Source organism: Spirillospora sp. NPDC047418 (assembly GCF_040643275.1).
Lineage (GTDB): Bacteria > Actinomycetota > Actinomycetes > Streptosporangiales > Streptosporangiaceae > Spirillospora.
In genome coordinates, this window is record NZ_JBEYTW010000041.1 from 24,998 (window position 1) to 37,498 (window position 12,501).

Annotated in this window: 14 protein-coding genes; 7 read left to right on the forward strand and 7 right to left on the reverse strand. The window is 66.9% G+C overall.

Annotated features, from left to right (window positions below; genetic code table 11):
• Positions 1 to 266 precede the first annotated feature (266 nt).
• From ABZ806_RS24400 to ABZ806_RS24415, 4 genes are read left to right on the forward strand one after another with little or no spacing between them, the layout of a single operon-like run.
• Positions 267 to 491, forward strand: a complete 225-nt coding sequence (locus ABZ806_RS24400) for a hypothetical protein (RefSeq protein WP_500219684.1) — start codon at positions 267 to 269, stop codon at positions 489 to 491.
• Complete coding sequence (locus ABZ806_RS24405; protein WP_500219685.1) at positions 492 to 1,064, forward strand: DUF6879 family protein; 573 nt, start codon at positions 492 to 494, stop codon at positions 1,062 to 1,064. It abuts the gene before it with no gap.
• Complete coding sequence (locus ABZ806_RS24410) at positions 1,064 to 2,602, forward strand: hypothetical protein (RefSeq protein ID WP_500219686.1); 1,539 nt, start codon at positions 1,064 to 1,066, stop codon at positions 2,600 to 2,602. Before ABZ806_RS24405 ends, ABZ806_RS24410 begins: the two co-directional genes overlap by 1 nt.
• Positions 2,589 to 3,200 carry a tetratricopeptide repeat protein gene (locus ABZ806_RS24415; protein WP_500219727.1) on the forward strand — a complete coding sequence of 204 codons (612 nt, stop codon included), beginning with the start codon at positions 2,589 to 2,591 and terminating at the stop codon, positions 3,198 to 3,200. Before ABZ806_RS24410 ends, ABZ806_RS24415 begins: the two co-directional genes overlap by 14 nt.
• 171 nt (positions 3,201 to 3,371) lie before the next feature.
• Here ABZ806_RS24415 and ABZ806_RS24420 read toward each other — a convergent pair whose 3' ends face one another.
• Both ABZ806_RS24420 and ABZ806_RS24425 read right to left on the reverse strand, forming a co-directional pair.
• A complete protein-coding gene (locus ABZ806_RS24420; protein ID WP_500219687.1) occupies positions 3,372 to 3,737 on the reverse strand; it encodes a hypothetical protein in 366 nt (121 codons plus the stop codon).
• Positions 3,725 to 4,114: an ATP-binding protein gene (locus ABZ806_RS24425; RefSeq protein ID WP_500219688.1), complete on the reverse strand. Its 390-nt coding sequence runs from the start codon at positions 4,112 to 4,114 to the stop codon at positions 3,725 to 3,727. Before ABZ806_RS24425 ends, ABZ806_RS24420 begins: the two co-directional genes overlap by 13 nt.
• Before the next feature lie 775 nt (positions 4,115 to 4,889).
• On the opposite strand from ABZ806_RS24425, the gene ABZ806_RS24430 reads away from it, so the two are divergent.
• The gene (locus ABZ806_RS24430) at positions 4,890 to 6,116 is read left to right on the forward strand and encodes a helix-turn-helix domain-containing protein (protein ID WP_500219689.1); all 1,227 of its coding nucleotides are present in this window, start codon (positions 4,890 to 4,892) and stop codon (positions 6,114 to 6,116) included.
• Positions 6,117 to 6,234: 118 nt separating this feature from the next.
• On the opposite strand, the gene ABZ806_RS24435 is transcribed toward ABZ806_RS24430, so the two are convergent.
• Both ABZ806_RS24435 and ABZ806_RS24440 read right to left on the reverse strand, forming a co-directional pair.
• Entirely contained in the window at positions 6,235 to 6,474 is a 240-nt protein-coding gene (locus ABZ806_RS24435) for a hypothetical protein (protein ID WP_500219690.1), read from the reverse strand.
• Between the two features lie 211 nt (positions 6,475 to 6,685).
• A complete protein-coding gene (locus ABZ806_RS24440; RefSeq protein WP_500219691.1) occupies positions 6,686 to 7,603 on the reverse strand; it encodes an HNH endonuclease in 918 nt (305 codons plus the stop codon).
• A 512-nt stretch (positions 7,604 to 8,115) separates the two neighbouring features.
• Here ABZ806_RS24440 and ABZ806_RS24445 point away from each other — a divergent pair.
• Positions 8,116 to 8,970, forward strand: coding sequence for a phosphotransferase family protein (locus ABZ806_RS24445; RefSeq protein ID WP_500219692.1), 855 nt, complete (start codon positions 8,116 to 8,118; stop codon positions 8,968 to 8,970).
• A gap of 242 nt (positions 8,971 to 9,212) precedes the next feature.
• Here ABZ806_RS24445 and ABZ806_RS24450 read toward each other — a convergent pair whose 3' ends face one another.
• The 3 genes from ABZ806_RS24450 to ABZ806_RS24460 form a co-directional block, all read right to left on the reverse strand.
• Positions 9,213 to 10,160 (reverse strand): phosphotransferase, encoded by a 948-nt coding sequence (locus ABZ806_RS24450; RefSeq protein WP_500219693.1) that lies wholly within the window; start codon positions 10,158 to 10,160, stop codon positions 9,213 to 9,215.
• Between the two features lie 441 nt (positions 10,161 to 10,601).
• Entirely contained in the window at positions 10,602 to 11,282 is a 681-nt protein-coding gene (locus tag ABZ806_RS24455; protein ID WP_500219694.1) for a RibD family protein, read from the reverse strand.
• On the reverse strand, positions 11,279 to 12,163 hold the full coding sequence (locus tag ABZ806_RS24460; protein ID WP_500219695.1) for an SLOG cluster 4 domain-containing protein: 885 nt from the start codon (positions 12,161 to 12,163) through the stop codon (positions 11,279 to 11,281). The genes ABZ806_RS24455 and ABZ806_RS24460 overlap by 4 nt, the downstream gene beginning before the upstream one ends.
• A 208-nt stretch (positions 12,164 to 12,371) precedes the next feature.
• Between ABZ806_RS24460 and ABZ806_RS24465 the strand changes: the two genes are divergently transcribed.
• Positions 12,372 to 12,494, forward strand: coding sequence for a hypothetical protein (locus ABZ806_RS24465; protein WP_500219696.1), 123 nt, complete (start codon positions 12,372 to 12,374; stop codon positions 12,492 to 12,494).
• Positions 12,495 to 12,501: the final 7 nt, after the last annotated feature.

Genomic DNA, 12,501 nt, shown 5'->3' on the forward strand with positions numbered 1-12,501 from the left:
AGCAGCCGCGGGTGGCAAGAACTGAATCACCCGCCGCGTGTTGGGTTTGCGACGAGCTCGCTGGGTGGGCAACCGCTCCTCCGCGTAATCCGCGAGTTCGCGCACATGTGTCTACTTTTCCACATAGCTGTGCATGGCCAGATTATGGGGCATCGGTAAATCGGCACCAGGTCGTGCCGTTATCTCATCTGTGTGGCAGGGGCATGGATGCGCCGCTAACCTGGCAGCGGGCATCCTATGAGGAGACTTCCCAGGGAGGGCAGATCATGAAATTGGTCATGCTTTACAAAGATCAAGGTTCCGGTGGGAACGGATGCCCGTCGGTCTATCTGGCGGAGAACGGGGACCTCGTCGTCCAGGGGCACGCGGTGGACGACGATACCTTCGCCGAGTTGACCAACGTGCTGCCGGGCGAGAACGCCGTCCGGATCGCGCCGGACGTCATCGAGGGCGCTGTCGAGCGGCTGCGCGCCGTGCGGGAGGAGCGCTAGGTGGGACGGATCTTCCACTCGCTCGCCGACAAGGAATTCAACGAGCTCTTCGAGGACTTTCAGTACACCGCATACCGCCTGGAGTCTCTGCAAAGCTACGACGTCTCCTACGAGAAGGACGAGTTCGCACTCTTCCTCGCCGGCCAGGAGCGTGGAGAATTCCCGGGAATCGCCGACTGGATAGAAAGCAGCGTGCGACCGGCGGAGAAAGCCGGAAAGCGCATGCACCGGGTCCATATCGTCGAGGAGCCGCTGTCCGACTACGTCCGGTTCGAGTGCGCCTGGTCCTACGAGCACACCGTGCCGGCCGGAGAGGACGTGCGGATCATCCCGGTGCGGCAGGGCGAGTGGCCTGAAGGGCTGCCCCACTACGATTACTGGCTCTTCGACTCCTGCCGCCTCGTCACCATGCACTACGAGGACGACGGGGCGTTCGCGGCGGCGGAGATCGTCGACGATCCCGAAAAGATCGTCCAGGCGAACTACTGGCGGGACCTCGCGGTGAACCGCGCCGTCCGGTACCGCGAGTTCGCCGCCCGGTACGGCGGCCGGTTCCTGTCGGCGTCCGGCTGATGTCCGGCGAGAACCCGATCGCGGCGAACGAGTTCGAGGGAGACGCCGGCACCGTCGTCCAAGCTCAGAGCATCCAGGGCGGTATCCGCATCGGCGGGCGCCGCACCCTGCCGCCGCCGAGGCAACTGCCGCTGGACGTCTCCGGCTTCGTCAACAGGGAAGCGAGTCTCCGGGCATTGGACGCCCTGCTCACGGACACCACGACGGAGGCGGCGGCCACGGCCGCCGACGGCGTCCGCGCCGTCGTGGTGTCCGCCGTGTCCGGTGCGCCGGGCATCGGCAAGACCGCGCTCGCCCTGCACTGGGCGCACCGGTCCAGGATGCTGTTCCCCGACGGCGACCTCTACGTGGACATGCGCGGCCACGGCCCCGGCCGTCCGGTGACGGCGGGCGAGGCCCTCGACGGGTTCCTTCGCGCCCTCGGCGCGCCGCCGGAGGCGATCCCCGCCGACGCGGACCAGCGGGCATCCATCTACCGGACGCTTCTCGACGGCAAGCGCGTGCTGGTCGTCGTCGACAACGCCGCGTCGCCCGCCGACATCAGGCCGCTGCTCCCCGGGGCGCGCGGGTGCTTCGCGCTGGTCACCAGCCGAAGTACACTCGCGGGGCTGGTGGCCAGAGAGGGAGCGGCGCGCGTGACCTTGGACGTACTGTCGCCCGAGGAGTCCGTCGACCTGCTCGCGACCGTGCTCGGCACCGGCAGGGTCGCGGCCGACCTCGCGGCGGCCCTCCGCGTCGCCGAACTCAGCGGCCACCTTCCGCTGGCACTGCGCGTCGTCGCCGAGCATGCGGCGGGCAGACCGGAACTGTCCCTCGCAGGGCTGGTCGCCGAACTGGAGGACGAACGGCACAGGCTCGACGCCCTGGCGACCGAAGAGGACGAGTTGAGTGATGTGCGCGCGGCGTTCTCCTGGTCCTACCGCGCCCTGAGCGAACCCCTGCGCCGTACGTTCCGGCTCCTCGGCCTGCACGCCGGGCCCGACATCGGCGTCGGCGCCGCCCCGGCGCTGCTGGGCGCGGACCCGGCCACGACGGGCCGCCGGCTGCGCGGACTCACCGCCGCCCACCTGCTGCGCGAGACCTCGAACGGCCGCTTCCGTCTCCACGACCTGCTGCGCGCCTACGCCCGCGAACGAGCCGCCGCAGAGGACCCCCAGCAGGAGAGGACGCGTGCCATAAGGCGGATGCTCGCCTGGTACCTGCTCACTGTCGACGCCGGACGGCGGCTCATCCTGCCCTACTCCCACGCGATTCCGCTCGTCCCCACCGAAGGCATTGACGTGCCCGAATTCGCCTCAGCGCAGGAGGCGGCGCAGTGGTTCGAGCGGGAGCGGCCCAACGTCCTCGCCGCGCTACGCCTCGCCGCCGACCGGGGGGCAGTACGACATCGCGTGGAAACTGCCCGTGGTCGCCGACGGGTTCTTCGAGCTCGGCTCATACTGGTCCGACTGGGAGGACGCGCACAGGCTCGGGCTGCGGGCGGCGCAGGAGCTCGGCGACGCCCTCGGCGAGGCGTCCAATCTCTTGTGCCTCGGTGACGCGGGCTGGCGCGGGGGCCGGTACGAGGAGGCGCTCGCCGACTATCGGCGGGCCGTCGAGTTGAGCCGGGAACTCGGCGACGCATGGCTCGAGGGCTTCGCATCCCGCGGCATCGGACTGATTCATGAGCAACGCCACGAGACCGGGGTGGCGACCGAGCACTTCCGGTCGGCTCTGCGTGTCTTCCAGGAGCACGGGATACGGCGCGGCGAGGGCATGGCACTGCTGAGCCTCGGCCGCTGCGCCGTCGATGCCGGTGAGGCCGTGGAACTCGGTGAGCGTGCCCTGGCCGTTTTCGCTGAACTGGGCGATCAGTGGAGTGAGGCGTGGGGGGTGCTCCCACTCGCGTCCGCCCTGATCGTCCAAGGGCGGGCATCGGACGCCGAACCGCGGCTGCGGCGCGCGGTCGAGACCTTCGAACGGTTCGGCGACCGCCGCAGCATGGCGATGGCGCTGGTCTCGCACGGTGAGGCGCTGCTCGCGATGGACGACGCCTCCGGCGCCGCCGCCCGCTGGCACGCGGCCGCCACGATCTACGACGAACTCGGCGACGACCAGGCAGCCGCCCTGTGCACCCGGGTGGCGAGCCTCGAGTGAGGCCAGATCGGTGCTCATCTGATCGGTCACGCCTTCGGCCACCGCCTCCCGGCCGACCACGGGGCGGCCCCGCGTGGGCAGGACCATCGCCAGCACGCGACGTGAACGTCTTGCCCCTCCGTCCGCCGGATCCACGCGGCCCGCCCCGTGCCCGTAGTGCTCATCCGCGAGCTACCAGGTGCCTGGGAACATCTGGTGCTTCAGGATGCGGTCGATCTGCTCGGCGGCTGACTTGGCGTCTCCGCAAGGCCAGAGGTAGCCCTGACGTCCGCGCAGTGCTTCGTAGTAGCCCCACGTGCCGCCCGGTGTGGCCCGGACGGATACGACGATGCCGACTTCTTTAGTGATACCGGCGTGCACCCAGAGCATGGGCAACGGCGTCGGGAACTCTTTCGGACGGTAGAGCTTGATGAAGCGCCACCCCCGTGCCCGGAGCGCGACCGCCAGCGCATCCAGGTAGCGGGTGGTGGTTCGCCTGCCCAGCCGCGTCCGCAGGCGGAGAACCTGACGTTCGGCCCGGACGTTCAGAGCGCGCACTTCCCCCACGTCACCTTCCCCCCACTGCGCAGCGGGCGGGTGCCCCACTCCTTCGCGAGCGCGGCGACGAGGACGAGCCCGCGTCCGTCGGTCGCCGTGTCGCTCTCCGGCTGGACGATGGGGGAGCCGTCGCCACTGTCCTCGACCTCGATGACGGGCAGCCCGTCCGACTCGTCCATCACCACCCGGACGACGATCGGCGGCTCGCCGTGCAGGATCGAGTTGGTGACGAGCTCGGACGCGATGAGCTGCGCGGTGTAGGCGTCGTCGATGCCGTGGTCCTTGGACCACTCGCCGACGAAACGCCGGGCCGCCGCGGGCGCCTGCTTGTCCGCTCCCCGCACAAGCAGCTCCAGATCACCCACCGCGATGATCATCTCTTCGTCCTCTATGTGGCCGCTCAACGCGTCCCGCCTTCCTTGTTCGTCATGGTTTTGGAGGTGTCCGGCCGCTCCGGCGCAGCGACCGGCCCTGCCGGCGAGCCCGCTGATGCGGGCCAGGCCGTGTTGGATTCGCTCGCGGAGGCCGAGCCGGAGGAGCGGCAGCACCGCGCACCGCAATGACCGCGTCGGCAAGACCGACCGGGGTGGCGGCCTCGACGAGAAGGTCTCCGTCCAGCGCCCACCAACGGCGTGTGTGGAAACCGAACCAGGCGACCACCCCGAAGCGTTGCTCCAGCTCACGGATCTCCGCGCGCTGGATGGGGCCCGCGTCTATGCGGGTGGTCGCGTCCGGCGCCGCCATCACGCCTGCGCCTCACGCAGTCGCGCGTCCAGTTCCTCGACCGTTCGCGCTCGAAGAAACTGCTGCGGTGACCCGCCGGGCAGGGTCTGGGCGAGCCAGTCGCCGTGCCGACCGTCGGGCAGGACTTCACGCCAGATGTCCCACGCGTGCCCATGCCTGGCACGCAACATTTCGGCAGGTGAGGGACGAGGTGCTTCCACAGTGACCCCTTCATCTCGGCTGCCGGGCTGCTCGGACGCCGGAGACACTACGTAGGCTCACCGTGTCGGTACAGTCACGCTCCGCGGTCGTTCAAAGGGGCGGCACCGAAAGGGATATGAGGCGTAGTCGTTTGACTACAGACGCTCACATGGCCGCATCGGCGACTTACGCTGAGATTGTCGAGACGCTCGGAGAAGGGCAGGGCAAATGCAGGACGCCAGCATCAGCGACCGCGTCCGAGAGCTGCGGCGCCGACGCGGAATGACCCAGGAGGAACTCGCCGAACGGGCCGTATTGTCGCTCGCGGTGATCAAGAAGCTGGAGCAGGGCGGCACCTGCCGCATGGAGACCTACCACCAACTCGCCCGTGTGCTCGGCGTCACCACCGTCTGGTTCACGTCCGCCGGATCCCCTGAACCGACGGAAGCGACCGTCGACGAGGTCGTGCTCGCGGACATACGCTCGGCGATCAATCCGCCCATCGGACTGACAGGCCGTCCCCTCTACGGGACCGCTGACGATGAGCACCCCGACCTCACACGTCTTGGTGGCGCAGTGGCCGCCGTCGCCGCCAAATACCACGCCGACGCCTACGACGATCTCGCGCAGTTCATGCCAGCCCTCGTGCGGTCGGCCCACCACCATGTGGAGGTCCATGACACCGGGGACGAGCATCGGGACGCACTCCGGCTTCGCGCGGACATCCTCGGCCTCGCGGGACGGTACCTCATCCAAGTTCGCGCACATGATCTGGCGCTGATCGCGCTCCACGCATCGCTGCGAGACGCAATGGAGATCGGCGACATCCCGCTCGCTGCCGCGTCCGTCAGCTCGCAGGCTTGGGCCATGCTGCGTCAAGGACGCTTCGCCGAGGTCGAGCGGCTATGTGTTGACACCGCAGGGCAGATCGAACCGAAGATGAGCAAGGCGTCGCCGGACGAACTCTCGGGCTGGGGCTACCTCCTGCTACGTGCCGCCTCGGCCGCGTCCCGTAACAATCGGACCGAAGAAGCCCGCGAGTACATTCACGCCGCCGGAGCAGCGGGCGCCCGTCTGGGCCGACAGCACGAAGATCTCGCTGGCCACGTGGCTTTCGGACCCCTCACCCCGGCATTGATGAGAACAGAGATCGAGCTGTTGGACGGCCACCCGGACCGCGCCCTGGAGATGGCGCGGGACGTACCACGCGACGTCGGTGCGGGAAACACGTCCGGCTGGGATCGGCACCGCCTCGACATCGCCCGCGCCAAGGCCCAGACGGGCGACCCGGAAAAGGCGACGGAAATCGTCCAGACCATCCGGGCTGAACACCCAGCATGGCTCCGCTACCAGCAGTACGGCCGCGACGTCACCCGCGAATTGCTGAGGAAGAGGCCGAGGATGCCCTCCCAGGCCATGGTTGACCTTGCCGACTTCATGGGCATAGAGCCCTAACCCCTGCCCATGCCCGCCTACCGTCACCGGTGTTGCCGCTAGGACATCTCTACCAGGGGCGACCTGCGCGGCGTGACTGACGAGGAGTGTGTCAAAGCTCACCGTGTCGCAGCGACGACTAGGACAGATTCGGGAACGTCAGCCTAATGATGCGCATGAGTTCCGCGGCTCCCCGCTCGTCTAGCTGCAACGTCTGGCTCACCTTCTTCTCCGACTGTCGAGAGTCCGACCCGTAGGTGCTCAGTTGGAGGAGGACTCCTCCGACGGACGTATGCACCTTCTGGTAACCGCACTCGACCACGGTGGGGTGCGGCTTCGCGGAGTTGTTGGTTGCGAAGAACTCCATGATCTTAGCCATGCGCACATCCTGCCGGACGAGGACCGGGAGGTGCTAGAGCGCGACGCCCGTCCGCGCTGCCGCAGCGGGCCGAGTGCTGCCACCGCAACTGGCGTCGTGATCCCCGTCGCTGCCAGAACATGCGCCTCCTCTCGCCGCACAAAAGTGGGCCACAGCCGCCCCAGGAGACCTTGACTGCCGACGAATTTATGCGTTTCTCAGGGGCGCCACACTATCCGGCTGCCCGAAACTTCTCGTAACGCTGCTCAATTGCCTCCAAGTTGGGTCGGTCTATTCGTCTTCTTGGTAGGGCAAGCGTCGTACCGTCCATGGCCTGCAGGCCATGTTTGAGCATAGGTCCATCTATCTCTTGCAGAATATCTGTGCGGACTTGGATGGTGAGATCCGGGCGTATACCGAGGATGTTCTCATCATAGGCAGCATGGTGGATCTTGCAGAGTGCTAGTCCATTCGATACGGCCGGCACGCCCCGATCTTCACTATCAGGGATTATGTGTGCAGCATCGAGCAGCGAAACATGTCGTAGGCGACATATCGCACAGCTGGTATCGTACGCGCGAATTACTCGCAGGCGGAACACGGGCTGGTGGAGGCGTTGTCTGCTAATTCTTTCGGAATACCTGCGCTCTAGTGGACTGAGTGGCGCGGTGTTTCGGATAAGTGTTAACTGTGTTTCCTCCAAGCCAATTGCTACTTGTGATAGCTGAGGTTCGTCCGCGATGATCCAGACGGGGTAGAAGGGAAGGTAGACGCCTTGCTGGACACCGAAGAACCAAATTAGTGGAACTCTGAGTGCGCGCGCCTGACGTAGTCCCTCATTTGTGTAGTGTTGAGGATTTCCTTGATACTTGTACCGAAGGAAGCCGTCGGTTCCGAGGGCGTCCTCGTATGGGGCGCGTTGTCCGTCTGAAGTATAGGTCGTTAAGATCGACAGTGCTGCTGTTAGCTCTTTGGGCTTCCGGATACCGAGTTGATTGTCGATGAGCGGAAAACGTCGCCCCTCGAAGCTGAAATCGAGGAGTTCCTGACGGTGAACCACAGGGTTGTCAGGGGTGCGTTGCCGGTCCAGCCACGCCATCGCGGCTCTCCGTAGACGTCCGTCGAGATCCTCGCCCAGCAGTGCGCTCACGTCCCAATTTGTACTACTTCGCGGCGCGGCACACCAGTAACCGGCCCACGTGTTTCGGACGGGGCGACGGACATGCCCACCAAAGCACATGTCACGAGGTAGTCCGGTGACTTGCGTCCCGGCGATTCGTGGCCGCAGTGCCCCCGGCGCCCGCCTGGCGGTCCTTGGGATCCTTGACTCGAGGTGGCTACTTACGCGTGTGTGACAGAGCAAGACCTCAGCAACCCGACGTGAACGGTCGGGTCCACGACTGCGCAGCTACCGAAACCCGGCCGGCCTCGCAAGGGGTGCACCTAGAATCATCGTGATTACGTTCAATGATGGTCCTCATGCAGCGTCTGCGGGGCATTCGGGTAGTGGAAGCTTCTGGGGGCTCTGTGGACTTTCGATCGGTTGAGCGTCCTCCGGGGGCTTACCAGCAGCCGGTCTCCGGCGGCGAGATCCAGATGGTCTGCCAGCGGGTCTTCGGGGAGGAGACCAGCGTCTCGTCGGCCGTGGAGTTGGGCGGGGGCATGTACAACACGACCTACCGGGTGGCGCTCGCCAGGCATGAGCGGCCAGTCATCCTTCGGGTGGCGCCCGAGCCCTCGCGGCAGTTCTCCTCCGAGCGGGAACTGATGCGCAACGAATACGCCAGCGTGCCCTACCTTGCCGCGATCGCGCCGCTGATGCCGAGTGTCATCGCTGCCGACTGGTCGCATTCCCTGACCGGTCGGGACTACATGGTGCAAACGTTCCTCGACGGGATCCCGGCCCGTGAACATCTGGGCACGTATCCGCGCTCGGCGTGGTCAGGGTTCTACCGACAGTTGGGGACGATCGCCCGGACTATCCACGCGGTCACTGGCCCACGCTTCGGCCCGGTGGCTGGTCCCGGATTCGCGACCTGGAGCGAGGCGATCACTACGTCCCTGAAGGAGATAGCGGCCGATCTGGAGGGCATCGGCCTGGATGCGACCGACATCCGCCTCGGCGCGGCACTCGCCGCCGAGAACGCCCCAGTGCTGGACGAGATCACCGAACCGCGCATGCTCTCAGGGGACCTGTGGACGGTGAACGTCATGCTCGACAGTGCTGCTCCTGTACCCGAGATCACCGGGGTATTTGACTTGGACAGAACCTGGTGGGGCGACCCGGAGGCTGACTGGACCATCCGCATGGCGCAGGCCAAGAGTGATGAGCGAACTGCATTCTGGGACGCCTACGGTGCTCCGGATTGCTCGGTTTCCGCCGAGTGGCGTGCGCGGATTTACGAAATCCGGCACCTGGGCGGCATCCGTCTGGAACGCTACCGGCTCGGTAACACGGACGGCGTAAGAGAGTCCTACGATGCCGTCGCGGCGATTGTCGGTGGTCTGAAGGAATAGCGCAGCACAACTTCCCGACGACTGCGTGGCCTGGACGCGACGTAGAAGGTGCGCTGCGTGAAGGCGTCATCGGATTTCGCCTTGCAGACCCTTCAGCGCGGTGTCTTCGCCAGGTTCGCCGAACCTTCCACGCACTTGGTAGGGCCGGGCCGCATCTGCTGGTTCTGGATGGGGCGCTCATGGGGCGGGCCTCCTGAGCCGAGCGTTTGTGCTGCCGAGTTGGCCCCGGCTGTCGAAGTCGTCTATTCGCGAGAGATGCGGGTGCGGAGCCAGCGCAGTGCTGCGTCGCCTTTGGCGCGCTGGTGGGCGCGTAGGCCGGGGATGGTCGGCGGGGCCGGGCGCAGTGACTGGGTGAGGTAGTCGCCGGCGATCGCAGCCAGCACCGCGTTGACATCATCATCGGGCGCTGCGCGCGCATGCCGGTACCTGCGCCAGATCTGCTCGGGGTCGATGTTGCTGGACGCGGTCACCGAGGGCAGGAACAGCAGCAGGTCCATCCAGGGGGTCGTGGTCACCGCGTAGGGCCAGTCCACGATCATCAGCCTGGGTGGGGTGAGCAGGATGTTGTCGGCGCGCAGGTCCGTGTGTGCCAGGGTCGTGCCGATGGCGGCTCTGGCCCAGTGGCTCTCGAGTTCGGCAAGCTGGCCCAGGTTCTCGTGTGCCCAGGTGGGCAGTTGGCCGGTGCCGTCTGTGGCGGACCGGGCGGCCAGGCGCCGCCAGGAGGAGAAATTCTCGGCGAGGTCCTCGGTGATCGCGAGCGCGTCGGCGGGGGCGGGTGTGAGGTCGTCGGCTAGTGCGGCCAGTGCTGCTAGGACGCGGTCGAGTTCCTCGGCGGTCCATGGCTGTGCGGGGGCGTGGCCGTCGATGTCGTCGAGGGCAAGTGCGACCCAGGTTCCGTCGTCGTGGGTCCAGCGCAGACGCGGTGCCGGGGCGGGCTTGGGCAGGTGCTCCATGACGTGGGCTTCGCGGCGGTACAGCATCGGTGCGTGCGGGTCGCGGTCGGCGCTGATGGCCTTGAGGAAGACCCGGCGCCCGTCGGCAAGGGTGAGACGGGATGCCAAACCCGGGGAGAACCCGCCGGTCTGGCGTTGCTCGGCGGAGACGGCGGCGCCCATCGCGTCAGTGAACGCGTTCCGCAGACGCTGGGGCAGGTCTCCCCATCCGATCCGGTTGGTCAGGGGCGCGGTCATGTGGCCCCTGCCCTTACGCATTGCCGCATTCCGTCACGTCCGATGTCGAGTAGCTGTGGCACTCGGCCGAACCAAGCTAGACGCCGGCCGCGCCTCGGCGTTCAGTGGCACGCTGTACAGGCCGCGTTTGATTCCGTGAACGCCCGCGTACAGGCCGACGGGGGCACGGCCCCACCTATTAGGGACGTACGCCCTTCAGGGATGGCCACTAATCGGCTCGATCCACTCCCGTGTGCGGGGGCGACGCGCCGCGTGGTGGCCTGCTGCCGGCGAGATAGAACCATCCCGGTGTGCACGCGCGGGGATCGTCCGAGGCCGCATGGTGCATCGGCCGCGGCGAGGAGCTCGGCCCGCACATGAGGGAATGGATCTGTTGGCGTCGACACCGGTCGCCACGTGTCCGCCGGGGATCGCTTTCGATCGTTTCGCCGGTCCTGGTGGTTAGGAGCGGGTGAGGAGGTAGCGGGCGAGGATTACGTCGCCGATGGGACGGACCTCTTCGAGGGTCATCCGGTTGCCGGGGTGGTGCGGGAACTCGCCCGTTCTGACGAAGCGCGGGGCGCCGGAGTCGCCGACGAAGAACGGGGCGATGACGAGTTGAAGCTCGTCGGCCAGTCCGGCGGTGAGGAACTGGGTGTGGACGGTGCCGCCGCCTTCGACCATCAAGCGCTGCACTCCTCGGCGGGCGAGGTCGGCAAGTACGGTGTTGAGGTCGACGGGGTCACCGGCGTCCACGACGGTGGCGGCGTCGCCGAGACGGTCACGGCACTTGTCGACCGTGGCGCTCGAGCAGTACACGATCTTCGCGACATCGCCGGCAGCGAAGAACTTGGCTTCGCGATCGAGGTCACCGCGGGCGGTGAAGGTGACCTTGATCGGGCTCTCGGGCAGGCCGCGGGCAACACGTGCCTTGCGGCGCTCCTCGGTCCGGACGAGCAGGCGCGGGTTGTCTCGGCGGATGGTGTTGGCGCCGACGAGGATGGCGTCGCAGCCGGCCCGGACTTCGTCGACGCGGTCGAAGTCCTCGTCGTTGGACAGCAGGAGCCGCTCGTCGGTCGTGTCGTCGATGTAGCCATCGACCGAGGCGGCGCAGGACAGCAGCACGTAGGGGCGTTCGGTCATGTGGTGCTCCGAGGGTCGTTGTTGATCAGTTGCTCGACGATACGGACGAAGTCTTCACCGGGGTCGGCGCAGGCGTTGAGACCGGCGAACTGTTCATCGTCCAGCGGGTCGCGGAGACGGTGGTCGCGGGCCGCTTGGTGGTAGAAGCGGCGGGCGGTGCCTCCGCTCGCAGGCAGGGCGATGATCGGTTTGCCCATCGACAGGGCAAGGTCGATTTCCGCCTGGGTGCCCGCCCCGCCACCGAGGACGATGACGAACTCCGCGTCCTGGATGACGTTGCGGTGACCGAACAGTCCGATGGCCAGGGCAATGTCAGGTGGACGGTACTGGTCGGCGATGTAGGTCATGACCTCGATGCCCACGCCGACCGGGCCATGGCTGACCTTGTAGTTGCGGCTCATGACCAGGCGGGCCAGACACCGTACGGCGGCGTCGATCACGCTGGCGTCGGTGTCGGGGGCCCTGCTGCCGCAGATGGCCACGTGCACCGGTGCCGACACTGCCGCTCCATCATCCGCGTCACGCGCGTCCGTGCGTTGGCGGGATACGGCTGGCTTCGGGTGGAGCGGAAACGAACCGGCCGGGGCGAGGCCGAGCAAGAGACGCGCCTGATCGGGGATCTGTAGGCCGTCGGCGATGCGGGTGAGTACCTCGATGTCGGACACTCGGCCCTGGCGGGTACCGCGCACCCAGTTGGAGATGTCGGAACGATCATGCTGGGTGAGTAATGCCAACTGGGTCTGGGTGCAGTCGGCGAACTGCCCGAGGAACAGCCGGAACAGTTGACCGACGTCGCGGCTGGTAAGGGCCTGCGCAACGTCCTCGCGACACCAGAATCCTACGGGGACCGCTCCGGGATCGAAGGTTCTGCGTCTGGTCACGTCGCTATTCGTCCTTGACTCGCCGAAAGCCCCTTGTCAGAGGGTAGTGGCGCACAGCCCGTGCGCAACGGTGATTGGCGAGACGCGTCCGTGGGCCGGTTCCACGGGAACAGGGCACGGGCTCGGTCACTGTTCGATCCGCGCTGACCACCACAAGCTAAGGCCCGACACCACCGCCGACCAGAGGCGGGGGGAAGGGAGAGTTCCAGTGGACAGCGAGAAGACCGGCGGCCTGGTGGTGGCCGTGGAGAAGATCGTCGCGGCGCGCGGCCGCGCCACCCAGCCGTCCGACGGCGGGGGGTCCGGTAGGTCCGACCTCAACGACGGCTGACCAGCGA

What these genes read in the sequence shown, in the direction of transcription:
- ABZ806_RS24430 (WP_500219689.1), top strand. Translation starts at nt 4,890, where the DNA reads ATGCAGGACGCCAGCATCAGCGACCGCGTCCGAGAGCTGCGGCGCCGA.
- ABZ806_RS24445 (WP_500219692.1), top strand. Translation starts at nt 8,116, where the DNA reads ATGTACAACACGACCTACCGGGTGGCGCTCGCCAGGCATGAGCGGCCA.
- ABZ806_RS24455 (WP_500219694.1), bottom strand. Translation starts at nt 11,282, where the DNA reads ATGACCGAACGCCCCTACGTGCTGCTGTCCTGCGCCGCCTCGGTCGAT.
- ABZ806_RS24435 (WP_500219690.1), bottom strand. Translation starts at nt 6,474, where the DNA reads ATGGCTAAGATCATGGAGTTCTTCGCAACCAACAACTCCGCGAAGCCG.
- ABZ806_RS24425 (WP_500219688.1), bottom strand. Translation starts at nt 4,114, where the DNA reads ATGATCATCGCGGTGGGTGATCTGGAGCTGCTTGTGCGGGGAGCGGAC.
- ABZ806_RS24400 (WP_500219684.1), top strand. Translation starts at nt 267, where the DNA reads ATGAAATTGGTCATGCTTTACAAAGATCAAGGTTCCGGTGGGAACGGA.
- ABZ806_RS24450 (WP_500219693.1), bottom strand. Translation starts at nt 10,160, where the DNA reads ATGACCGCGCCCCTGACCAACCGGATCGGATGGGGAGACCTGCCCCAG.
- ABZ806_RS24410 (WP_500219686.1), top strand. Translation starts at nt 1,064, where the DNA reads ATGTCCGGCGAGAACCCGATCGCGGCGAACGAGTTCGAGGGAGACGCC.